Annotated in this window: 21 protein-coding genes; 8 read left to right on the top strand and 13 right to left on the bottom strand. The window is 53.3% G+C overall.

Going from position 1 to position 21,950, the window contains the following annotated elements:
* Window positions 1-9: 9 nt before the first annotated feature.
* From MED297_RS10630 to pyrE, 8 genes are all read right to left on the bottom strand, one after another.
* Window positions 10-672: a DUF484 family protein gene (locus tag MED297_RS10630; protein WP_237613441.1), complete on the bottom strand. Its 663-nt coding sequence runs from the start codon at window positions 670-672 to the stop codon at window positions 10-12.
* A gap of 5 nt (window positions 673-677) precedes the next feature.
* Window positions 678-1,502, bottom strand: coding sequence for a diaminopimelate epimerase (gene dapF, locus MED297_RS10625; RefSeq protein WP_008044778.1), 825 nt, complete (start codon window positions 1,500-1,502; stop codon window positions 678-680).
* Window positions 1,503-1,509: 7 nt separating this feature from the next.
* On the bottom strand, window positions 1,510-2,760 hold the full coding sequence (gene lysA, locus MED297_RS10620; RefSeq protein WP_008044777.1) for a diaminopimelate decarboxylase: 1,251 nt from the start codon (window positions 2,758-2,760) through the stop codon (window positions 1,510-1,512).
* A gap of 16 nt (window positions 2,761-2,776) precedes the next feature.
* Window positions 2,777-2,908 carry a hypothetical protein gene (locus tag MED297_RS22625; RefSeq protein WP_272912040.1) on the bottom strand — a complete coding sequence of 44 codons (132 nt, stop codon included), beginning with the start codon at window positions 2,906-2,908 and terminating at the stop codon, window positions 2,777-2,779.
* Between the two features lie 110 nt (window positions 2,909-3,018).
* Window positions 3,019-3,720 carry a TVP38/TMEM64 family protein gene (locus MED297_RS10615; protein WP_008044775.1) on the bottom strand — a complete coding sequence of 234 codons (702 nt, stop codon included), beginning with the start codon at window positions 3,718-3,720 and terminating at the stop codon, window positions 3,019-3,021.
* Window positions 3,717-4,535, bottom strand: a complete 819-nt coding sequence (locus tag MED297_RS10610; protein WP_008044772.1) for a DUF547 domain-containing protein — start codon at window positions 4,533-4,535, stop codon at window positions 3,717-3,719. The genes MED297_RS10615 and MED297_RS10610 overlap by 4 nt, the downstream gene beginning before the upstream one ends.
* Window positions 4,536-4,683: 148 nt before the next feature.
* Window positions 4,684-5,313, bottom strand: a complete 630-nt coding sequence (locus MED297_RS10605) for a DUF4124 domain-containing protein (RefSeq protein WP_008044771.1) — start codon at window positions 5,311-5,313, stop codon at window positions 4,684-4,686.
* Window positions 5,314-5,404: 91 nt separating this feature from the next.
* Window positions 5,405-6,091: an orotate phosphoribosyltransferase gene (gene pyrE / locus MED297_RS10600; protein ID WP_008044770.1), complete on the bottom strand. Its 687-nt coding sequence runs from the start codon at window positions 6,089-6,091 to the stop codon at window positions 5,405-5,407.
* A gap of 152 nt (window positions 6,092-6,243) precedes the next feature.
* Here pyrE and MED297_RS10595 point away from each other — a divergent pair, with 152 nt between their 5' ends.
* Entirely contained in the window at window positions 6,244-7,005 is a 762-nt protein-coding gene (locus MED297_RS10595; protein ID WP_008044768.1) for an exodeoxyribonuclease III, read from the top strand.
* 120 nt (window positions 7,006-7,125) lie between these two features.
* Here MED297_RS10595 and MED297_RS10590 read toward each other — a convergent pair whose 3' ends face one another.
* Entirely contained in the window at window positions 7,126-8,628 is a 1,503-nt protein-coding gene (locus MED297_RS10590; RefSeq protein WP_040556982.1) for a YifB family Mg chelatase-like AAA ATPase, read from the bottom strand.
* A 161-nt stretch (window positions 8,629-8,789) separates the two neighbouring features.
* Between MED297_RS10590 and MED297_RS10585 the strand changes: the two genes are divergently transcribed.
* The gene (locus MED297_RS10585) at window positions 8,790-9,248 is read left to right on the top strand and encodes a hypothetical protein (RefSeq protein ID WP_008044766.1); all 459 of its coding nucleotides are present in this window, start codon (window positions 8,790-8,792) and stop codon (window positions 9,246-9,248) included.
* On the opposite strand, the gene MED297_RS10580 is transcribed toward MED297_RS10585, so the two are convergent.
* Window positions 9,216-9,869, bottom strand: a complete 654-nt coding sequence (locus MED297_RS10580) for an NAD(P)H-binding protein (RefSeq protein WP_008044765.1) — start codon at window positions 9,867-9,869, stop codon at window positions 9,216-9,218. The genes MED297_RS10585 and MED297_RS10580 overlap by 33 nt on opposite strands.
* 25 nt (window positions 9,870-9,894) lie before the next feature.
* Window positions 9,895-10,683, bottom strand: a complete 789-nt coding sequence (locus MED297_RS10575; RefSeq protein ID WP_008044764.1) for a transporter substrate-binding domain-containing protein — start codon at window positions 10,681-10,683, stop codon at window positions 9,895-9,897.
* A 307-nt stretch (window positions 10,684-10,990) separates the two neighbouring features.
* Here MED297_RS10575 and MED297_RS10570 point away from each other — a divergent pair, with 307 nt between their 5' ends.
* From MED297_RS10570 to MED297_RS10550, 5 genes are all read left to right on the top strand, one after another.
* Complete coding sequence (locus tag MED297_RS10570; RefSeq protein ID WP_008044763.1) at window positions 10,991-11,275, top strand: GIY-YIG nuclease family protein; 285 nt, start codon at window positions 10,991-10,993, stop codon at window positions 11,273-11,275.
* An 81-nt stretch (window positions 11,276-11,356) separates the two neighbouring features.
* Window positions 11,357-13,207, top strand: coding sequence for a protein kinase domain-containing protein (locus tag MED297_RS10565; protein ID WP_008044762.1), 1,851 nt, complete (start codon window positions 11,357-11,359; stop codon window positions 13,205-13,207).
* Between the two features lie 67 nt (window positions 13,208-13,274).
* On the top strand, window positions 13,275-14,480 hold the full coding sequence (locus MED297_RS10560) for an acyltransferase family protein (protein ID WP_008044761.1): 1,206 nt from the start codon (window positions 13,275-13,277) through the stop codon (window positions 14,478-14,480).
* Between the two features lie 72 nt (window positions 14,481-14,552).
* Complete coding sequence (gene lgt / locus MED297_RS10555) at window positions 14,553-15,401, top strand: prolipoprotein diacylglyceryl transferase (RefSeq protein ID WP_008044760.1); 849 nt, start codon at window positions 14,553-14,555, stop codon at window positions 15,399-15,401.
* Window positions 15,402-15,403: 2 nt separating this feature from the next.
* On the top strand, window positions 15,404-16,255 hold the full coding sequence (locus tag MED297_RS10550; RefSeq protein ID WP_008044759.1) for a thymidylate synthase: 852 nt from the start codon (window positions 15,404-15,406) through the stop codon (window positions 16,253-16,255).
* A 60-nt stretch (window positions 16,256-16,315) separates the two neighbouring features.
* On the opposite strand, the gene MED297_RS10545 is transcribed toward MED297_RS10550, so the two are convergent.
* Entirely contained in the window at window positions 16,316-17,836 is a 1,521-nt protein-coding gene (locus tag MED297_RS10545) for a hypothetical protein (RefSeq protein WP_008044758.1), read from the bottom strand.
* A 178-nt stretch (window positions 17,837-18,014) separates the two neighbouring features.
* On the opposite strand from MED297_RS10545, the gene MED297_RS10540 reads away from it, so the two are divergent.
* Entirely contained in the window at window positions 18,015-20,408 is a 2,394-nt protein-coding gene (locus MED297_RS10540) for a Lon protease family protein (protein ID WP_008044757.1), read from the top strand.
* Between the two features lie 45 nt (window positions 20,409-20,453).
* Here MED297_RS10540 and MED297_RS10535 read toward each other — a convergent pair whose 3' ends face one another.
* Window positions 20,454-21,818 (bottom strand): FlgT C-terminal domain-containing protein, encoded by a 1,365-nt coding sequence (locus MED297_RS10535; RefSeq protein WP_008044756.1) that lies wholly within the window; start codon window positions 21,816-21,818, stop codon window positions 20,454-20,456.
* Between the last annotated feature and the right edge of the window lie 132 nt (window positions 21,819-21,950).

The following is a 21,950-nucleotide window of genomic DNA, read 5'->3' as shown; positions in this document are numbered from 1 at the left end:
TGGTCCGTGTTACAGGGTCAGTAACAGCTGGCTGACGACCATGGCCAGGTGGCCCAGAAACAGGGTGTCGGTACCGGAACGAAAATGCTTGGCGTCTTTGCTGCCTAACGCAATCACACCCACACCCTTGTCGTCTTTGGTCAGAGCGCCGACGGCAAGGGACTGAATGTCTGTATCGGCAAACAACAGATGGCGGGTCTGCTCGGTAAACTCACCACATTCGTTACGGGCATCACGCATGGCGGCCGGGAAGTGCGTTTGCAGTGTATTGGTATCGCAATAGAGCCACATATCGCCGTCTGTGGTCAGACGGTGGCACATCACCACCTGCACCTGATCGACGTCGAAACGCTCAGTGAGTTCGGTGTTCAGGGTCTTACAAATATCGTTCAGTGAACGGCAGGCGAGTAGCTTCAGCACCAATGTCTGCAGGTTCAGAAACAGTTTGTCGTTGCGCTGGGCAACGTGGATGAAACGATTCAGACGGTCGATCAGGTCCGTATTCTCTTTGCGCAGAATCTGGTTCTGGCGTTCGATCAGCGAGATCGCCTCGCCACTGTCGTGCCGCAAATGCAGCTTTTTCAGCAGGTTGGGATGGTCTTCAAAAAAGCCGGGATGCTGTTTCAGATAGCGGACTACATCGTTTTCCGTAATCTCAAATGACTCGAGCATTTCGGTCACGTTATCACCCCTTCGTACACGCGTGTGGCCGGTCCGGTCATGAGAATATTGCCTTCACCAGCCCAGTGAATCGTCAATTTACCTCCGGGCAGTGTGACAGAAACGGTGTGATCTAGCCACCCGTTCAAAACGCCGGCGACCACGGCCGCACACGCGCCGGTGCCGCAGGCCAGCGTTTCACCCACGCCACGTTCAAACACGCGCAGCCGGATATTGCTGCGATCGACAATCTGCATAAAGCCGGCATTGACCCGCTGCGGGAAGCGTTCATGATCTTCCAGCGCCGGTCCCAGGCGCTCGACATCGGCGGTCAGAACATCGTCTACCCGGGTGACACAATGTGGATTACCCACGTTAATGGCACTGATGCTTAAGGTTTCATCGAGGACGTTAATGTCGTACAGCGCGGCTTTATCATCAGCCAGGAAGGGAATTTTATCCGGTCGGGTGCGTGGTCGTCCCATATCGACGGTGACTTCGCCGTTGTCTTCGACCCGCAGTTCGAGGTCACCACCGGCGGTTTCCACCCGAATGGTGGTGTTCTGAATCAATTGATTATCCAGAACAAAGCGGGCAAAGCAGCGGGCGCCATTGCCGCAGTTCTCGACTTCACTGCCGTCGGCGTTAAAGATTCGGTAGCGGAAATCCCGGTCTGGGCGAGTAGGGGGCTCGACCAGCAGCAGCTGATCGAAGCCAACACCAAAATGCCGATCGGCCCATTGCTCAATCAACTCTGCAGACAGTTCAACCGCCTGCGTGACCCCATCGATGACCATGAAGTCATTGCCCAATCCGTGCATTTTGGTGAACTTCAATCGCATTGATGCCTCAGTCTACTGTGGATTCCAGTGCCCACAAATCAGTCAATGTTTCACGCTGGCGAACCACCGTATGGGCGTCACCCTGTACCAGAACTTCGGCGGGTCGCTCCCGGGTATTATAATTGGATGCCATCACAAAACTATAGGCACCTGCGGATTTTACCGCCAGCAAGTCTCCGGGCGTCAGGCTCAGATCACGGGCCTTGCCCAGAAAGTCCCCGGTTTCACAAATCGGTCCGACAATATCCCAGCTTGCCGAGTGTCCATCGGCATTGCGGTTGACCGGAACAATGTCCATCCAGGCCTGGTACAACGCCGGGCGGATCAGGTCGTTCATGCCGGCATCGACAATGCCGAAATGGTGCTCGCCATTATCTTTCAGGTATTCGACTTCCGTGACCAGAATGCCGGCATTGGCGACAATGCTGCGACCGGGCTCCAGAATCAAGGCCAGGTTGCGGTCTTTCAGATGACCGACCAGCTTGCGGATGTAGTTACGCACATCCGGTTCGATATCCTGATCGGTATACTTAACACCTATGCCGCCACCCATATCGATGTGTTCGAGGGCGATCCCATCCTGTTTCAGCTCATCGAGCAGGGTAAGTAATCGATCAACGGCATCCTCAAAGGGTTTGGCTTCCAGCAATTGCGAACCGATATGACAGTCCATCCCGATCACGCGGATGTGCTGCAGTTCGTTGGCGCGCTGATAAAAAGCCCGGGCCAGGCGATGATCAACTCCGAACTTATTCTGCTTCAGGCCGGTGGAAATGTAGGGATGCGTTTTTGCATCGACATCCGGATTCACCCGCAGTGAAATGGGCGCCTGAATGCCCATGTCGCCTGCTACCGAGTTCAGTCGTTCCAGTTCCGCCTGCGATTCGACATTGAAGCAGTGAATGCCCACTTCCAGCGCACGCCGCATTTCACTGGCTTTTTTAGCAACACCGGAAAAGACAATCTTTTCAGGCGCACCACCCGCAGCGAGAACCCGCTCCAGCTCACCGATCGAGACAATGTCAAAGCCAGCGCCCCGTTTGGCCAGCAGACTTAGCACCCCCAGGTTGGAGTTAGCCTTAACGGCATAACAAATCAGTCCGGGGTGATCGCCCAGGCCCTGCTGATAGGCATCGAACTGATGCTCAATGGCCTGGCGGGAATAGATGTACAGTGGCGTTCCATAGGTGTTTGCCAGTTGCTCAACAGAGACCTGTTCGGCAAACAGCTGATCGTTCTGGTAGTGAAATGGGACCATGGTAAAGACTCTTAACTCATTCAGTTACGTCAGGCTGAGTGACAGTGGGTTGATCGTCAGGCAGTTGCAGCTGTGCTGGCTTGTTGCCACAGGCTGTCAGGCTCAGGCAGCCCATCAGTAAGAGTATCAGGGGAAAATGACCGCGCATGCGAGCCTCCTCAGATCAACAGGAGGCGAAGTATACCGGATGGGCCGGTCGCTGCGAACGGTGGATTGTTGTGGGCAGTCTTTCGCTTTCAGCAAGGCTGCCCGGAATGGTTACTCATCGGCTTCTGTTGTCAGTGCCGAGGATCGGCGGTTTTTCAACCATTCGAGGGTTTTTCGCGCTACCAGCGGAAACAGGCCCAGCAGCACAAAGGAGGCGATCAGGCTGGGCGAAGCGATGCCTGCCAGGCTGTCCAGCTGAGCTAACTGCGTGCCTGCATTAGCGTATACGGCCGCTCCGGCGATCATGCCGACCACACTGACCCAGAAAAAGGTCCAGGTTTTAATACGGGTTAAGCCCATCACCACGTTGATCACAAAGAATGGAAACAGGGGAACCAGCCGTAGCGAGAACAGGTAAAAGGCCCCGTCTTGTTCGATACCGCGGTTAATCGGACCGATGCGATCCCCGAATCGGGCCTGGACCCAATCACCGATGACAAAGCGGGCAATCAGAAAGGCCAATGTCGCACCGACGGAGGCAGACAGGTTTGCCAGCAAAGTGCCCCAGAACACCCCGAAGATGGCTCCGCCGGTCAGCGTCATCAGGGTGGCACCGGGAAGTGATAAGGCGGTAATAACGATGTACGCCAACGCATACAGACTTGCCGTCAATAGTGGGTGCTCACTTCGGTACGCTTCAATGGCCGCCTGTTGGCTTTTCAGTGCCTCTAGTGTCAGCCATTGGCCCAGATCAAAAAAGAAAAAAGCACCGATTGCCAATACGATCAGGATAAGCAGGACTAACTTTTTCATCGGACTCCGGGCTCCTCATTCAGTGACCAGTCGTACTCGTAGCGGATGTTGCCGCGATAGCCATTCAGCTGAGCACGCAGTTTTGGTTCTGCAAACTGGGCCAGAAAACCCGGCAGTTCAGACTCCGACTCGACAAAGTCGTCCCGATACCAGTCATAAATTTTCGACAGGATCAGCGTTCCTCCTTGAAAGCGTACCCCGCGCTGGTGGTTCACAAAGGTGATTTCCGCCTCAGCTAACAGAGATTCAATGTTCTGACCCGTGTAGGCCGTCGCTGACAGATTCGGGCAACCCATCGCCGCGCAGTTGAACGCATAATGCACCCGGTGATCCTGATATTTGGGGCGAACAATACCGTGCTCGATGTCATCAAGACTGAGCGCCTGCCCGTTGACGGTGACCACCGGTTCTTTCCAGGGGCCGGTTTTCAACAAACCGCCAAGACGAGCGCCGATGTCGCGAATGCTGTCAACCGGATAGGCCTGCAAAACGGTTTGTACCGTGGCCGCGTTATAGAGGTTAAACCAGTAAGCTTTCTGTGCATCGGCGGACAGGGCCAGTGGATCAATGGTTTCCAACGAGTTGATATAATCTGACAGATCGCCGATGTCCGCCTGGGATACGCGATGGTAGGCAAAATAGGTTTGCCCAAAATCATCGGTCTTCAGATAGGTGTCTAAAAAGCGTTGCCAGGGTTGATGGTTTACGGATTGCTCATTGCTGTTGTCATAGCCTGACCAGCCTTCCAGCAGCTCATTGGCAAAAGGGTTTGCCGACGCCAGGAACAGGACGCACAGCAGAAGTAGTCGTTGCATAGTGTTGGGTCTCCGGATAACAACGCAAAGGGCTATGGTTATGCAGCTCAGGTGGGTTCCGGTGACCTTTTTTTTGAGGACCTGGGGTTCACACAGTCTGCTTCGTTGGACACTCAGACCGTGACGACGAATAAAGGTTCCCGGCGACTCAGTCGTCCGATTCCGGTTCAACCCAGGGTTCGTTGTTGAGGATTTCCCACAGCTCAACCATGCGGGCCCGATCGCGCAGAAATACCGATCGGGATTCCTCCTGGCGCAGTTCGACTTCCCGAATTTCCAGCTCGTAGGTTTCGATTTCCAGTTGAATGTTGTCCATTTCGTTCAGCAGTTCTTCGCTGACTTCCTGACCGGCTTTTTCCTGATTGGCCGCTCGCTCCTGGAGGGTGTTGTATTCGTTTTCCTTGATACGGATGCGATTGTTCTTAACGCGGATTTCCATATCCATACGCGACAACCAGGTTTTCATGGCGCGATCAACGTCGGCGGGTGAACGGTAGAGTTTCAGCAGCTCTTCATCCCGCGCGCGACGCATTTCAGCATTCACCGCCGCCGTTTCCCGAGCGCGCTTTTCCGCTTCACTGATTTCCGGCTCAACAACTTTCAGAACGATGCCTTTTTCGTCGATGATTTCGTATCCCTTCGACACGGCTTCCGGAGGAATGGAGCTCTGAATGGATACATTGCCTTCTTCATCCGTCCAGCGGTAAAACTGCTGTGCCGATGCGGCAGAACTGAGCAGGAACAATATCAATGTCAGGGCTTTCAGGGCATGTGGCATGGTTTGCTGATCTCAATCGTTGTCGCGGTACATTCTGCGGTCGATTCAGCTTAGCGGAATCAACTGAACTATAGCTTAATCGACCCGGTGTTTATTCAATACCGTATTTTTGTCGGTATTGCTCAATCTGCGGTAAATGTTCGGCAAACTCGGGCATCTCGCGGATGTGCTCTATGATCTGGTCCAGGCGGATGGCTGGCAGAATCTGTAGGTTGAACTCTTTTTCCAGCGCCTGAATGGCGGAATAGTCTGAGCCTTCCAGTTTTTCCTGTCGGTCAATTAAGACCACGGCCGCGACCAGCTTGGCCTCCGGGTAACCTTCCAGCAGTGACAGCGTTTCGCGAATGGCGGTGCCGGCGGTAATGACGTCATCGACCAGCACGACGTCGCCGGACAGTTTGGCACCCACAATCTGGCCGCCTTCACCGTGATCTTTCACTTCTTTACGGTTAAACGCAAACGGCACATTCCGATCAAAGGCCGCACTCAGGGCATAGCTGGTGGATGTGGCGAGGGGAATGCCCTTGTAAGCCGGTCCAAAGATCATATTAAAGGGCAGGTTGGATTCAATCAGAGTCCGGGCATAGATTTCACCGATTTTCTGTTGCGACTGCCCATCATCGAAATGACCGGCATTGAAGAAATAAGGGCTTTGTCGTCCGGATTTTAGCGTGAAGTTGCCGAACTGTAATACGTTCTTGTGCAGACAGAAATCAATGAAAGCGCGTTGCCAGTCCGTCAGTGAGACTGTACTTTGCCGGGAATTTGTACTATTCATGCTTTAACCTGTAAAAAAAACCAATAATATGAAGGTGTTGGCGATATTGCGCCGCATTGTAACTCAAATTCAGGTAACATACGCGGTTCAGCGTAACCGCCGGTTTCCGGTGCAAAAACGTCAGTGATAAAGGTTGAGTACGGAAGGATCAGATGAAGGTCGTCACCATAAATGTAAATGGTATTGTTAATGCGGCACAGCGTGGGTTTCTGCAATGGCTGGAACATCAGGACGTTGATGTGGTCTGCGTGCAGGATACCCGCGCGAAAGAATATCAGTTACCCGAAGCCTTTCTGGAAGTGCCCGGTTACAACGCGTTCTTTTTTGATGCTGACGAAGACGATTACGCCGGCACAGCGATCTACTCCCGTACGATGCCGAAAGCCATCATCCGTGGTTTTGGTAATCCGACTTATGATCTTCAGGGCGGCTTTATCCAGGCCGACTTTGATAACGTCTCCGTAGCCTCTGTCTGGGTGCCGCCTGCGTACTACCTTGAGGATGTTGATGCTAAGCTGGAATATCTTGAAGCATTGCAGCAGCATCTGAAGCGTACCCGACGTAAACGTCGTGATTTCATTTTTGCCGGTAGCTACCAGATTGCCCATCGGTCTGTGGATTTGGGTAACTGGGAACGCCATCAGCGGGATCCGGGCTTTTTGCCGGAAGAGCGCGCCTGGATGGATCAGGCGGTTGGTCCGATCGGTTTTGTTGATGCCTTCCGTTTGACTAACAAGCAGGACCGTCAGCATACCTTCTGGCCGTTCGATGAAGCTCAGGCTAATGGCTCCCGGCTCGATTATCAGTTGATTACGCCCAACCTTGCCGATTTTGTCGTGGAAGCGACCATTCTGCGCGAACCGCGCATGAGTCCGCACTGCCCGGTTTTGGTCGAATACGACATGGATCTCTGATTCACCACTGTTGGCTCCAGATCATCACAGACGAAAGCGGGCGTTTCGCCCGCATACTCTTCGCGTTTAACCGCAGCCAGCCTCCGTGCTTGAAGACAACCGTTCGTGGTTTGTATGGGGCTACCCCCGACCTAGCAGTTTCTCCAATTGCCGACAGTTCAGTGCCTCAATAATAGCGGCACGCTCAATCCGTTCATCTCCTTTCAAATCAGCAATGGTGCGCGATACGCGCAGCAGACGGTGGTATGCCCGTGCACTTAGGCCGAGCTTGGACATGGCCTGCTCCAACAGCCGGTGCTCTTCCTGCCCCAGCGCACAGTGGCGTTCTAATGCTTGTCCGGTGAGCTCACTGTTGGCGCACCCTTGACGCTCCTGTTGGCGCTGCCAGGCTTTTTGTACGCGAGCCTGAACGGTACGCGAGTCTTCGGGTTGATCGTCGCTCATCAACACTTCCTGTGGTAGCGAGGGCACTTCAATGTGTAAATCTATCCGGTCGAGAAACGGACCGGATAGCCGTGCCAGATACTTCTGAATTTGCTCGATACTGTACCGGGATGAACGCGGGTCGTCTGCGGCATAGCCGCCTGGTGAGGGGTTCATGGCGGCGACTAATTGGAAATCCGCCGGGAACGTGCATTGGCGTGCGGCCCGTGAAATGCAAACGGAACGGCTTTCCAGAGGCTCGCGCAGCACATCCAGAACCGTTCTTGGGAACTCTGCCAGCTCATCGAGGAACAGCACACCGCGATGCGCGAGCGTCACTTCGCCGGGACGAGGCTGACTGCCGCCACCAATGAGCGCGGCTGACGAGGCCGTATGGTGTGGGGCCCGATAGGGGCGTTGACGCCAGGTCAGAGGTTGCCCGGCGACGGATTGAACGGCGGCAATATCGAGTGCTTCGTCATCGCTCAGGGTCGGCATGATGCCAGGCAAGCGCGACGCGAGCAGGGTTTTACCGGTACCTGGGGGTCCGAAATAAAGGAGGTTGTGGCGACCAGCGGCGGCGATTTCGAGTGCACGGCGTGCAGCGGACTGGCCCTTAACGTCTTTAAGGTCCGGGTACACCGGCCCAGCTTCAGCGATCGGGGGTTGTACGGCCGGTAGTTGGTATTCGTCATCTTTGAGCAGCCGAACAACCTGAAGCAGATGTTCGGCACCGGCCACCTGAGAGCCACTGACCAAGGCGGCTTCGCTGGCGTTTTCCGGGTTGCAGATTAATGTTCGCCCATCGCGCATGCAGGAGACGGCCGCTGGCAGAGCACCAGGTCCGGGTCGGAGGTGACCGGACAGCGCCAGTTCACCAAGCCATTCATAGCGAACCAGGGTTTTGCCATCCAATTGCTCGCTGGCGGCGAGAATGCCCAGGGCGATGGCGAGATCAAACTGTCCGCCCTGTTTCGGCAGATCGGCCGGAGCCATGTTGACGGTCAGGCGGCCGTTGGGAAACTCAAGCTGGCCGTTGAGGATGGCCGATCGAACGCGATCTTTGGCCTCCCGGACAGCGGCTTCTGGAAGCCCGACAATGTTAAAGGCCGGCAGTCCGGACGAAAGATGAACTTCAATGGTGACAAGTGGTGCGTCCATGCCAACATGGGCACGGCTGTATGTGGTGGCTAGTGGCATTGGCTTCCCTGACCGCTATTGCGTAATAGTTTCCTGCGTGAACCTCACTGTTCACTCTGGTAAGGTGTCAGCGTTTACTGCTGAACAAGTCGATTCCTGTGTATCTGGTAACATCCCATAAACGAGTCAAGCAACTTACCGTTGGCGTGGTGAGCTGTCTAGTGATCATCGCCGCTTTTGCGATCTATCAGTACTTTCATCGTTACTCGGCCCAACCGCAGGCTTTAATGGAGCATTTGCAGGCCGTTTCGACCCAGTCCGCGAAACTCACCAAGCGGGATGTCGATGTCGAATCCATCCTGGTGGATGTACAGTCGCTGGTGCGCTCTGAACTGGTTGCTCAGCTCAGTCAGACCGGCTTTCCTGACCCGGAACAGGGTGCCGACGCGTTATTGGTCGAAGCGATGGCTTTTACCGAGAGCGCGAACGGGTTGGTGAAATGGGTCGAAGTGTTTATACAGGATCAGGCAATGCCAGACGATCAGACGTCGCTGACAGACACCGATTCCGCTCGTGTTAAGGTTATTCAGGCGCCAGAAGTTTGTCTGCAGATTGCGCGTCAGGATGGCAGCTGGCGGTTGACGTCGCTATTCGGCTGCGAGCCGGACGAGCGCGTCTGACTCTAAGACAGTTAAGCCTGTTTCCTGATTGTGTCGGCTGCGCAACATGGCTTTAGCCACCGTGGCAGCTGGGATGGGGCGATACTTCCTCAGCGAGCCTACCAACAGCGGCGTTAGAACCACGCTTGCCCACTCACCTATTTTTTCACCGAGTCGGAACTCGCCTCGATCTCCGAGCAGTAACGATGGCCGGATGATGGTGACATGTTTAAAGCCAAGGCGGCTGATGGACTGCTCCATTTTGTGCTTGGTCTGCAGATAAAAATTCCGGGTGTTTGATTGGACGCCCAGACTGGAAACTACCACAAAACGTTGGTAACCCGCGTTATACGCCGCCGTGGCGACTGCAACCACCATGTCATGATCGACCTGATAGAAAGCCGGTTGCGATCCTGCCTTTTTGATGGTGGTGCCCAGGGCACAAAAAAACGTGTCCTCTTGGCTATCGGCCGAAGGCAAATTCGGCGTCAGCAGATCAGTCTGTAGTACCTGATGATGGGCGTGCGGTGGTTCAAAGGCCCGCCGCGACAGCAGAATGACGGTGTCATCAGGGTCCGACAGCTGTTTGGCCAGCTCGGACCCGATGAGCCCGGTCGCGCCGGCAATGAACAGTTTTGCCATGGGACGGGCTCCTTTCTGAGGTGGATCATTCCACCATAATGTCGTAGAAGAAGTATTTTCGGCGGATTCGTTGATACTCGCCGTTGTTTTTCAGCTCATTCAGGGCGATGTCCAGTGCTTTACGAAGGTCGTCATCGTCTTTGCGGAAGGCCAGACCGACACCGTCTCCCAGACTGATGGCGTCTCCGACGATTTCATAAACCCGCTCCAGGAAAAACTCTTCTTCCCACTGTGGGTAATCGGTAAAGACCAGATCGGCTTCGGCAGCGCGAAATGCAGCGGACACGTCTTCCCAGCCATCCAGCGCCATGATGGTGACATTGCTATCATAGTTATCCAGCATGTAGTCGTGTTGCAGGGTACCGCGTTGAACGGCGACGGTTTTCCCACGCAGTTGACGGTTGGAGTTGCCCGGAATCGCTTCGCCTTTGCGTGCAAAAAAGACTGACGGCGTTGAGTAGTAGGGTTCACCGAAGTCGACGATTTTCTTCCGTTCATTGTTAATCGACATGGACGACATGATGACGTCAAACTCACGGGCATTGAGATCATCCATGATGGTATCCCAAGGGGTTACCTGCCATTGGCACTGAATGCCGAGATATTCACAGGCTTTGTTGCCCAGTTCCACTTCAAAACCGGTCAGTTTTCCGGACTCATCGAAAAACTCGTAAGGAGGGTAGGGGGCGTCGACGCCGAAGGTGATGTTCTGGTAGTTGCTGAGGTCCGGCATGCTGGGTTTGAAGAAATACCAACTGCCAGCAGTGGCGGTGCCCACCAGGGCAATGACAAGTGCAATAAAACGAAATTTCATATGTACTCTCTTAAAATAGCGACTCTGATGATCCGTTGTGTGAACGGAGTCAGCGGTAAGCCTTGTGAAGGGTGTTCACAGGCTCAGTTCCGGATTGTGTTCGAGCAGACCGGTTATTCGCGGGTCGCGTGTTATAGTTATGCGGTTGATATTTAGCCCGATTTCTGACGGCTTTTCAAAAAAAACAGGACGGTTTTCTGAAAAAAACGATTCTGAAACGACTAAGTGAGCGATTCCTGACGGGTAGGACAAGAAAACTTGCCCGGAATCGCGTTAATTTTCCGGCATTATTTCCTGTAGGTTCCCAATGATGCCAACCCCGACTCCCGGTTGGTGGGTCTATTTTGTCCAATGTGCGGACGGTACCTTTTACACCGGCATAACCACGGATCCCCATCGACGCCTGAGGCAACACAACGGTGAGCTGGTCGGTGGTGCGCGCTACACTGCCAGTCGCCGGCCGGTGACGTTGGTCTTTTATGAACCGCATCCGAGTCGTTCGGACGCCGCCCGGGCGGAGTACCGGCTACGGAAATTAAGCCGGAAGCAGAAGCTGGCTCGGATTGAAACCTTTGTTGAACCCTCTGGTTGAGAGTGTGCTCTTTGGTGTCGCTGGCGGTTTGTGAGAACCAATGCCATCATCTGGTTAGGTTTTTCAGCGACAACAGGTGATATGGAACACAACCTCAAGCATTTCTATATTCCGGAAGAGCAGAGCATTTACCTGTTGTCGCATCAGGATGCTGCCAAGCTCAAGGCCTGGATAAAACTCTGTATCCGTCAGCTCGAGCGGTTAGGGCACCGCGACATTGAGCTGATCGGGAAGGGCGCTTTCGGCTTTGTGTTCGGCGGACGCACGGCTTCAGGAACGGAGCTGGTTTTTAAGTTTTCCCGGGTTAATCTGCCCCAGCATGTTCAGGATAAGCTCGAAGAAGAAAGCTACCTGCAATCCTTGTTGGCACATCCGCGTATTCCGAAAGTTGTCGACTATGTCCGGGTTGGCAAACAGCGCATTCTGGTGATGACGCGGGCGCCGGGTCGTGACCTGGACTGGTACAGTTTGCAAAAAGGCCCCTTGTCGCCTCGGTTGACGGTGAAAATCGCCCACCAACTGGCTGAACTTCTGACCTATTTGCGCGAGTTTCGTACTCCGGAGGGGCAAGCGAAACCGGTGGTGCATGGCGATATCAAACCGTCGAATCTCGTCTTCGATGAAGATCAGGAAACCATTCAGCTCGTCGACTGGGGGTCTTCGGTGTTTGCACAAACCGACACCCATGGACAGTTCCTCTCGACCAGCGTCATGGATTTGATGTCGAGTGACCTGCACACGACCAACGCCAAGCTTGGGGATATCTATTTCATCGGTGAAGAACAGTTGAACGGCGGGTTATCATCGCCAAGGTTTGATGAACAGGGCGCGGCAGCAACGATTTATGCGCTGGCGTCTGGCCAGGGCTGTCGCTTCGGCCGAAAGGTCATCCCACCGCTGGCGCTGGGTCTGCCCATTGAGTTTGCCAAGGTGCTGGATGGCATGATGCGACCGGAACTGGCTCAGCAAAAAGTCGCCTCAGACTATTTCCTGGCGAACATGCCCCGCCTGTCACGACTGGTGCTTCCTGAGCTGGCAGAGCCCGAGCCGGTTCCGAAACTGCCGGTCTGGATCGGCGACACCGATCGCAACATCGACACCGTGGTCTACAGTTCCCGGAAGTCCTTTCTACGGCAGCAGCATCCGGACATCAATGTCGATGCGATTGAAGATGAGCAACTCGATAAGTACTACAAAAATTATCTGCAGGGTATGGGGGAAACGGAAAAGGCCTTTGTTGCGGCTGTGTCACGACTGGGCCGGTTCCCGATGGTCGGTGGCTTAACCGTCAAGTGGCGACCGGATGGCGTGTTTATTGAATCGGCTTTCAGCCTGTTCGATGCTCAGATGAAGCGATCCTTCGTGCAGTCGGTGAACACGATGGTCACCCTGGCTTGTGCGCTGTATCAGGAAGGAACCTTTAAGGCCGTGATGTATGACGCCCGCGACACGCTGCACGTGGACCGGGTGAATGAGCATGAGCCGTTTGTGGTGCCAAAGCGGTATCGGATTCCTTACAGTGTGACGCCGGCGCCCGAAGGCCGGTTGAATGAAAAAATGCATTCGTATTTTGAGGACGGTCGGGACCCGGATGAGCATCTGGTGTTACCGGAGCGGATCATGGCGGAAATCGAAAAACTGGATCGCATTCATCACACCGGGTGCATTATTTTTGAAGTACTGCCGAAGAACCTCAAAATCCATAACTACTACCGGCTGTTGGATCCTGCAAAAACGGATGATTTTGAACAAGCCTTGCAGAACATACTGCTCGCCGTGAGTGATATTGAAGGATTAGGTATCGCTGGCTTTATGAAAATGCCCTACAAAGACACCCGGACCTTTGCACATATTGATCAGTGTTCCGAGCGATATTATCCGCGCAACCCCAAAAAGCTGGTATCTGTCGAGAACGTGGAACTTCTCAAATAGTATTGGCAAGCCGTTTACCGATTGTTTACCATGATGACTGATTAATGGATTTCAACAGGATCATGGAATGATCAATCGCATCGCAGGCCTGGATGGCCTCAGAGCAATCGCTTGTCTGATGGTGGTGGCACATCACGTACTGCCCCGGTTACCGCAGAACGACTCACTACTGTCTGAGATGGTACAAACCTTCGGCATCATGGCTCAGGCCGGCGTGTCTGTATTTTTTGTACTCAGCGGCTTTTTGTTGTCGCTGCCATTCTGGCGGGCGGCTTATCAAGCGCAACCGCTACCTGATCTGAAGATTTATCTGATGCGCCGTTTTGCGCGCATCATGCCCGGCTTTTATGTCGTGCTGCTGCTGAGCTTTGGCTTGTCAATTACGGTGTTCGGCAGTGAACTGAACATGGAATCCCTGATGCGATTGGCTACGGGATTGACCTTTCTAAACAGCTTCCATCCGGTGACGCTGTTCCCGGTAGACATCAATGGTCCGCTTTGGTCGATCGGATTTGAAGTGGTGTCTTATTTGTTTCTCTTCGGTTTGTTGGTCGCCGCAATGAAGCTGTTTCGCAGGCCGACCGCTGTACAACTTTGGTGGGTCTTCGGATCGGCGCTGGTGGCGACCTTGTTGCTCCATGAAGCCTGGGTTTTAGCGGTTGGAGTCCCGACAGAAGGCGTGGGTTGGGACTATGGATTGATCGGGTACGCCCGAACCTGGGTACCCTTTACCAATGTATTCGCACTGTTTGCTCACTTTTTGATAGGCATTCTGGCGGCGGGTGTCAGTGTGCCGGTTCGTCAGAGATTCCGCGCTACATTACGTATTGATCTGTTGTATCTTGCGTTAATGGGCGTGGCATTAGGGTTGTTAGCGGCTGAGTTCGTGTTTATGGATGACGGCTTTCACGGTGTACTGCACTTGCTTTATATGTGGCCGGCGTTTCCTCTGCTTATCGCTATCAGTTTGGTGCTGTTACCGAACACCGTCTTTTTTCAGCGGGTTCTGGAGATTCGACCGTTGAAATATCTGGCTGAAATTTCTTTTGGAATTTATATCTGGCACATGCTCATCGTGGAAATGGTGACGCGTTATGTGATGCCCGATTATATCTATGATGGTGGCATGTCTCTGGGTCGTTGGGCGGTAGCGACTTCGTTGGTGGTCGGATTGTCGATTGTTATGGCGCATCTGTCCTGGCATCGCCTCGAAAAACCTATCCTGGATCGGGTCCGCAATGGCCGCGCCGTGCCGGTTCGATCGCTGGCGTAAAACCGCCTCGGTCATGAGCATTGGCGTCGACTTCTGATATAGTAGCGCCAAATTTTTTTGCGGACCTTCTCCATGATTCACCCACAATTCGATCCGGTGGCGATTAGCCTGGGGCCGTTGTCGATTCATTGGTATGGCCTGATGTACCTCGCTGGCTTTCTGGCCGGGCAATATCTGGGCATCTGGCGCGCCAAACGAGATCCTTGGCGCGGTTTCAGCGTCGACGAAGTAAAAGATCTGTTGTTCTACATTGTTCTCGGCATCATTGTCGGGGGGCGTGTGGGATACGTGTTTTTCTATCACATCGACCTGTTTCTGCAGAACCCGTTGTATCTGTTCAAGATCACCGAAGGCGGGATGAGCTTCCATGGTGGTTTTCTGGGCGTTGCCGTTGCCGTTATTCTGTTTGCCCGTCACAAAAAGAAAGCCATCTTTCAGGTGGGTGACTTTGTTGCGCCATTGGTACCTCCCGGCATTTTGTTCGGGCGCTTTGGTAACTTCATTAATGGCGAACTCTGGGGGCGTCCGACAGAGGTCTCCTGGGGAATGATATTCCCTCAGGCCGGTGATGCGCTGGTCCGCCACCCGTCACAGCTGTATCAGATGGCCGGGGAAGGGTTCCTGTTGCTGGTGTTTTTGTGGTGGTGGAGTCGTAAGCCGCGGCCGCGCATGTCTGTCTCCGCGATGTTTATGATCGGTTATGGCGTGCTGCGAACGACGGCTGAGTTTTTCCGTCAACCGGACGAACACATCGGTTATCTGCTCGGTGGCTACCTGACTCAGGGCATGTTGCTCAGTCTGCCGATGATTGCAGTCGGCGCTGTTATGATGATTATTGCCTATCGAAACCCGGTTATGGATATCGCTGAGGCACCTTCATCTGAAAAACCGCAAAAATCTAAACGGAAAAAGGCCGGTTAAGCATGAAACAGTATCTGGAACTCTGTCAGCGCATCATTGATGAAGGTGTCTGGGTCGAAAATGAACGAACCGGCAAGCGGTGTCTGACAGTCATCAATGCGGACCTCGAATACGATGTCGAGCACAATCAATTTCCGTTGATCACCACCCGAAAAAGCTATTACAAAGCCGCCATCGCGGAGTTTCTGGGGTATATCCGTGGTTACGACAACGCCGCTGATTTTCGTAAGCTCGGTGCCAGGACCTGGGATGCCAATGCCAACGACAATCAGGCCTGGCTGAACAACCCACACCGTAACGGAACCGATGATATGGGTCGGGTTTATGGCGTGCAGGGGCGTGCCTGGGCGAAACCCGATGGCGGAAGCGTCGATCAGCTGCAAAAAATTGTCGATCATCTGTCAAAGGGAATGGATGACCGGGGCGAGATTCTCAGTTTTTACAACCCGGGCGAGTTTCATATGGGTTGCCTGCGTCCGTGCATGCACACGCATACCTTTTCGGTGCTCGATGGCAAGTTGTATCTCACCAGCTATCAGCGTTCCTGTGATGTGCCGCTGGGGCTGAACTTTAATCAGGTACAGGTCTTCTTTTTTCTGGCCATTATGGCGCAGATTACCGGTTTGAAGCCCGGTAAGGCGTATCACAAAATCGTAAATGCGCACATCTATGAAGACCAGCTTGAACTGATGCGGGATGTGCAGCTAAAACGGGAACCTTATCCGTCTCCGAAGTTGGTGATTAATCCCGACATCCGGTCTTTGAAAGATCTGGAAACCTGGGTGACGATGGACGATTTTTCGGTCGAAGGGTATCAACATCACGACCCGATCGCCTATCCGTTTTCAGTGTAAGTGTTTATTGAAAGCAAAAAAAACCGGCTAAAGCCGGTTTTTTTAGTTACACCATTGATATCAGTAACGAACAGTCAGTGACAGCGACGCATTGGTGATTGGCCCATTGCTGGTCAATCCATTCTCAATCATGTTCTTGTCAAAGACAGCGGCGAAGGTGACGCCATCAATTGGCTGATAGCTGAAGCCAAGGCTGAAGTCGTTCACTAACGTTGGCAAGATCAACGTGGTTGAGTCTTGAGTCTGGTTGACATAATCGACTTCAAAGCTGGTGGCGTCGTCATCCGAGTTTTTATAGGCCGTTGTTTCACTCTGAACGCTTTCAAAGCTTACCAGATTGGTTGAAACACCCGCACGCCATGTCCATTTCTCGGACGCAGCCCACTCGGCAGATACGCGGATAGGCGCATTCAGACTCAAGGTTGTGTCAACCTGTTCTTCGTTCACGCCCGTCCGTCCTGTCGTATTGTTGTTGTTATCCAGCTCATCAACAAAAGTATCCTGCTCAATTTCATAGGTGGACGAGTCTTTTTCTGTTGCAACTTGCAAATCGCCTTCGACAATCACTTCAATCGCACCGGTTTGAGCGGTGAGGCGAGCACCTACGCTGGCACCCAGCAATGAATTTTTCAGTTCAAAGGAATCGCGGTCTGTGTCTTCGGTATCAGTTGTCAGGCCCGCCGCGTTCAAGTCGGTGTCATCTTGTTCGATCACAATCGACTCATCGCTGGTCGCGGCCGTTTGCGTGTTTAACATAACGCCGCCACGCAGCATGAGGCTCTGTGTTAAGTCAAATGTGCCAGACAGGTCGAAACGTAATCCACTGACTTCTGAACTGGTAATGTCCTTGATGGTGTCCGTGTTGCGGGCTGTTGCGGTCCCACCAGCTGCGGCATCAACAACTTCGGTATCCGTCCAGCTGTAGTCATAACTGGAGGTGGTTTTAGGTAAGCCAAAGTTCAGGTTCACCGTCGCCGGCAGTGCATTGAGTTTGGCACCAACATCCAAGCCGATGTATCGGGCGGTTTGTTTACTCTCGTTTCCATCCAGTTCGAACTCGTAAACATTCGTACCGCTTTCTAACGAGACATCATCTTCGCCATTAAAGAAGTAGGTGACGGTATTATCGTGGGTTGAGGCTTTATCACTGGCAACCAAGTCTTTGTTGGTATTTGCTGCCACCGTGAGGTTAACCCCTAAGTCGCCGAAGCCCAGAGTGCTGGCCCAAAACAGATCCAGGCTGTCATCCAGTTGCGTGAACGCTGTCAGGTTTGATGAATCAACCGTGGCGCCATCGACTTCATTGATCGTGTCAAAATCGCCACTGATAAACTGGTCCGCGTCTTGACCTAAGTGAACACCAAGTTTTTGACCAAAACCTTCGGTAACCCAACCGATCTGACCTTGCGATTGATCTGTCAACGTCAGCTGATTTTCGGTTGTATAAAGGAAGGCAGGGTTATAAAAGGCGTTATCATTAATATGAATCTGATCGGCCGGATGATTCGCCAAAAAGGTCTCTGCCTGAGTGGCAGAAAATGATGTCGCGGCGATCGCCACGGAAAGAAGCGTTTTTTTCATTTCTCATGTCCCTATAGCTGTTGAAGTGCAACTCGCTTGGTATATCTTCAATATACCTAATCATCTGGAAGTCTATGGACGTGTCATTAATGTGTCAATTTGAAACGAGTGAAGTGCTTCATCAATTCGCTCAAGCTGTGACATACTAAACACTTATTGCTTTTTCGGTACGAACTTCATGTCTACTTTGCCATCTCCTTTGGCCGCTTCTGATCTGACTGCACAGATCGATTTAAGTCATCTGAACATAGAGTCCACTGCAGATTTGGACGGTGTGTCCAGTTTTTTAGGCCAGCCTCGCGCGAAAAAGTCGCTCGAGTTTGGTATCGCCATGCGTGGCAGTGGGTACAACCTGTATGTGATGGGTGATTCGGGCACCGGGCGCCAATCCTTAGTCTCTAAATATGTAAGAGGATTGGCGGAGTCTCAACAGGCACCGAGCGAGTGGGCTTACATCAATAACTTTGAAAGCCCGCGTGAACCGTCCGCCTTGGAAGTGCCTGCCGGACGTGGCGATGTTTTAAAAGAGCAGATTCAACAGCTGGTTAATGACCTGATGGATACCTTTCCATCCGCGTTCGAGAACCCTACTTACCAGCGCAAGCGAACCATGATTGATCGTGAGTTCAATCAAAAATACGACATGGCGATTAAGCTGGTTGAGCGGTTTGCCAATGAAAAAGAAGTCGCCGTCGTTGCCGACGGTGGCTCTGTAATGCTGCTGCCCGTCATCGATGGCAAAGCATTGGATGACACCGAGTTTGCTCAGTTGCCCGAACAGGTTCGCAGTGAGTTTCAGAGCCGCATCAACGACATTGAAGAGTATCTGAATGAACAGGTGCTGGAGTTGCCGACCTGGCGACGAAAGTCGTCGGAAAAACTTCGTCAGCTGAATCTGGAGACCGTGCAACAGGCCATTCGCCCGTTGATTAAGGAACTGGAAGTCAAAAACCAGAGTCAGTTGTCGATTTTGCGTTACATCCGAGAGGTGAAAAACCACCTGCCACAACAGATCGTAGATCTGTTTGCTGAAGAATCGATGATGGACACGCGCACCGATCAGGATCGACGAGCCGCCCTGGAAGGCTGGTTGAAACCCAATCTGATGACGCAGCACGAAATCAATGACGGTGCCCCGGTCATCTATGAAATGTTGCCAACCTATCAGAACCTGTTCGGACGCATCGAGTACGCTACCCAGCAGGGCATTCCAATAACCAACTATCAGCTGATTCGTCCTGGCAGTTTACTTCGGGCCAATGGCGGCTATCTGATTCTGGACGCAGAAAAACTGCTGATCGAGCCTTACGCCTGGGATGCGCTGAAGCTGGCACTGAAAACCAAAGAGCTGAAAATGGAATCGCCATACGCCGATGCCAGCCTGATGCATGCAGTGACGTTGAGCCCGGAATCGATCCGGTTGAACGTTAAAGTGGTACTGCTCGGTTCCCGTGACATCTATTACCAGTTGCAGGAATGGGACCCGGAGTTTATGGAACTGTTCCGGGTGCCGGTGGATTTCGACAGCTTTATTCCCAGTAATCGGGACAATATTGATAACCTGATCCTGCGGATTAAGGATTACGGAGAAACCAAAGGCTTCAAACCGTTGACTAAGGCTGCGCTGGAGCGCCTCATTGAATACAGTTTGCGCGAAGCCGAACACCAGAAGCGGTTGTCGGCGCAGGTGGCCAAAGTATTTAAAGTGTTTGCTGAAGCGGATTATATTTCCCGCCACAAAGAGGCGCGGTTCATTGAGGCTTCTCACGTAACCGAAGCGCTCGAGGCCGCGGATTATCGGAATAGCCGGATTGCTGATCAAATGCTGCAGGAGATCGAAGAAGGCACCATTCTGATTGACACCGATGGCCAACGGGTGGGCTGTGTTAACGGCCTGACGGTGATGGAAATCGGCGAAAGCTGCTTTGGCTCGCCGGCACGGATCACGGCCACCGTGCATGTCGGCGGCAAGGGTGTCGTCGACATTGAACGGGAAGTGGAACTCGGCCAATCCATTCACAGCAAAGGTGTGATGATCCTCAGTGGCTTTCTCGGACACGAGTTTGGACGCCAGTTTCCGCTGACCCTCAGTTCGCACATCGCCATGGAACAAAGCTATGGATACATTGATGGCGACAGCGCCACGGTGGCGGAATATTGTTCATTGCTGTCTGCCATCACGCAGGCACCGGTGAACCAACATCTGGCCATTACCGGATCGATGAACCAGCTCGGCGAAGTACAGGCCATTGGCGGCGTGAATGAAAAAATTGAAGGGTTTTTCAAGCTCTGTCAGTTGCGCGGGTTAAACGGTCGTCAGGGGGTCATCATCCCGGCCGATAACCAAAAGCACCTGATGCTGCATCAGTCGGTGATTGATGCCGTCGAGGCGGGTCAGTTCCATATCTATTCTGTGCGTCATGTCTATCAGGCGCTGGCGCTGCTGATGGATCGCGAACCCGGGGAAGTGTCCGATAAAGGCGAGTTTCCGGAATCTTCGCTCAACGGCCAAGCGCAGACGGCATTGAAGAAGTTGTTTGAGCTTTATCAGGAAACCGAAGAAGGCGAATAATTAATCAAAGGCCGGAGCGGTGGCTCGATCGCTCCGGCCTTGCGGTTAGAACAGAGAATCGATACCCAATTTCAGCGTGACGCCAACGCTCAGGCCTTCGGCATTGTCATTGCCGCCCAGCAGGTAACCAGCTTCTATGGCGAACAGCATGTAGCGATTCAACGGCGTAGGGATATTGGCGTCGGTAAACAGATACGTGCCCAGACCGTCTTCACTGTACAGAATGTCCAGCCCGGCCCGGAAACTCTCCGAGTGATTCAACGCGCTGTTGGCCCCAAGGCTGGCAAACCAGGTATCGCCATAAGCTCCCCGGACACGGAACGCCAGGTCGGTTCGCACCCCCGATTCCAGATTCAACCCGGCATTCCAGGTCGATGATGTGTCGCCGAGAATCCCGAATGACGACTGCCCGAACAGTAGTTGATTGCGATGTCGATAACTGACCTCATCGATGTAATCGCCCTCCTGAATCAGCGCTTTGGCCAGCCGGTAATGATCGGAACGTGCAATTTCACCGCGGGCCGTGTCCGCGCTGACCTCGGTGATGCGAATGCGACCGATGGTTTCGCGAAAGGCATCGTCGTCATCGATGGCTTTGATGTCTTTATAAATCGCAAAGTAAGCGCCGGGGCTGACGCCGGCGCGACGACCAATGTTAACCGCGATCTGATTGTCGAGCTTAGACAGCACCTGGCCGCGAACGGCAAAGTCCTGGCCGGTCAGTTCCACCCAGTCGTCGAACTGAATGGACATGCGACCCAGATGAATTTCGGCGATGGCATAGATGGCGCTGACTTCGACGACCTCAATGACGCCGGTCTGTTCATCAACAAAGCCGAAGCTGTCGCCGCTGCGGGTCTTGATTTCTTCCCCGCGACGGAAAACCCGGTAGATCTGGCCTGGTTCAACCCCGGCGTTACGCCCGAGATCAAAATACACCAGGTCTGAATCGACTTTGACCACCGAACCAAGTTCCCGGAACTCGCGTTTCAGCATTAGCGGCAGTTCATACTCCAGTTGAGCCAGCAATGGTGGCATGTCTCGAAAGCGGAACTCCAGAGCGCGCTGAATCGTCAGCTCACCGGTTGATACGCTGTAAAGTGAGGCGGTCAGCGTAGCGTCACGCCGGTCGGTGTATAGTGTGATGACCGCAACGGCTTCCAAGCCAGCACGGTCGGCCGCTTCGATCATGGCTCCGATGGCTTCGGAGCTGTTTGGTCGGGCTGAGGTTTTGGCATTGGCGACTTCATAATCCTGAAGCCGGTTGATGGCACTGGTGGCCAATAGCCGGAGATCCGGCCGATAGTTCAGATTGTCGTCATCCAGATCGGTGACCAACAAAACGTTCCCCGCGCCTACGGCAGCAGACGCGTACATCAGGGTCAGGCAGAGCAACAGCTTAGGCCACATGGGAGTACCTCGATAAGACAGACCTGAATTTGAGTATAGACGGCTTGTCAGTGTTGCAATCTGTTTAAAAATCAGGCTGATTCTTAGCGAAAAAGTCCGTATAATCGCGCACCCTTTTTCTGATCTGGGTGG

Source organism: Reinekea blandensis MED297 (genome assembly GCF_000153185.1).
In the GTDB taxonomy this organism is placed as follows: Bacteria; Pseudomonadota; Gammaproteobacteria; order Pseudomonadales; family Natronospirillaceae; genus Reinekea; species Reinekea blandensis.
This window is presented reverse-complemented; position numbering and strand designations above follow the sequence as displayed.

What these genes read in the sequence shown, in the direction of transcription:
- MED297_RS10630 (WP_237613441.1), bottom strand. Translation starts at nt 672, where the DNA reads ATGCTCGAGTCATTTGAGATTACGGAAAACGATGTAGTCCGCTATCTG.
- dapF (WP_008044778.1), bottom strand. Translation starts at nt 1,502, where the DNA reads ATGCGATTGAAGTTCACCAAAATGCACGGATTGGGCAATGACTTCATG.
- lysA (WP_008044777.1), bottom strand. Translation starts at nt 2,760, where the DNA reads ATGGTCCCATTTCACTACCAGAACGATCAGCTGTTTGCCGAACAGGTC.
- MED297_RS22625 (WP_272912040.1), bottom strand. Translation starts at nt 2,908, where the DNA reads ATGCGCGGTCATTTTCCCCTGATACTCTTACTGATGGGCTGCCTGAGC.
- MED297_RS10615 (WP_008044775.1), bottom strand. Translation starts at nt 3,720, where the DNA reads ATGAAAAAGTTAGTCCTGCTTATCCTGATCGTATTGGCAATCGGTGCT.
- MED297_RS10610 (WP_008044772.1), bottom strand. Translation starts at nt 4,535, where the DNA reads ATGCAACGACTACTTCTGCTGTGCGTCCTGTTCCTGGCGTCGGCAAAC.
- MED297_RS10605 (WP_008044771.1), bottom strand. Translation starts at nt 5,313, where the DNA reads ATGCCACATGCCCTGAAAGCCCTGACATTGATATTGTTCCTGCTCAGT.
- pyrE (WP_008044770.1), bottom strand. Translation starts at nt 6,091, where the DNA reads ATGAATAGTACAAATTCCCGGCAAAGTACAGTCTCACTGACGGACTGG.
- MED297_RS10595 (WP_008044768.1), top strand. Translation starts at nt 6,244, where the DNA reads ATGAAGGTCGTCACCATAAATGTAAATGGTATTGTTAATGCGGCACAG.
- MED297_RS10590 (WP_040556982.1), bottom strand. Translation starts at nt 8,628, where the DNA reads ATGCCACTAGCCACCACATACAGCCGTGCCCATGTTGGCATGGACGCA.
- MED297_RS10580 (WP_008044765.1), bottom strand. Translation starts at nt 9,869, where the DNA reads ATGGCAAAACTGTTCATTGCCGGCGCGACCGGGCTCATCGGGTCCGAG.
- MED297_RS10575 (WP_008044764.1), bottom strand. Translation starts at nt 10,683, where the DNA reads ATGAAATTTCGTTTTATTGCACTTGTCATTGCCCTGGTGGGCACCGCC.
- MED297_RS10570 (WP_008044763.1), top strand. Translation starts at nt 10,991, where the DNA reads ATGATGCCAACCCCGACTCCCGGTTGGTGGGTCTATTTTGTCCAATGT.
- MED297_RS10565 (WP_008044762.1), top strand. Translation starts at nt 11,357, where the DNA reads ATGGAACACAACCTCAAGCATTTCTATATTCCGGAAGAGCAGAGCATT.
- MED297_RS10560 (WP_008044761.1), top strand. Translation starts at nt 13,275, where the DNA reads ATGATCAATCGCATCGCAGGCCTGGATGGCCTCAGAGCAATCGCTTGT.
- lgt (WP_008044760.1), top strand. Translation starts at nt 14,553, where the DNA reads ATGATTCACCCACAATTCGATCCGGTGGCGATTAGCCTGGGGCCGTTG.
- MED297_RS10550 (WP_008044759.1), top strand. Translation starts at nt 15,404, where the DNA reads ATGAAACAGTATCTGGAACTCTGTCAGCGCATCATTGATGAAGGTGTC.
- MED297_RS10545 (WP_008044758.1), bottom strand. Translation starts at nt 17,836, where the DNA reads ATGAAAAAAACGCTTCTTTCCGTGGCGATCGCCGCGACATCATTTTCT.
- MED297_RS10540 (WP_008044757.1), top strand. Translation starts at nt 18,015, where the DNA reads ATGTCTACTTTGCCATCTCCTTTGGCCGCTTCTGATCTGACTGCACAG.
- MED297_RS10535 (WP_008044756.1), bottom strand. Translation starts at nt 21,818, where the DNA reads ATGTGGCCTAAGCTGTTGCTCTGCCTGACCCTGATGTACGCGTCTGCT.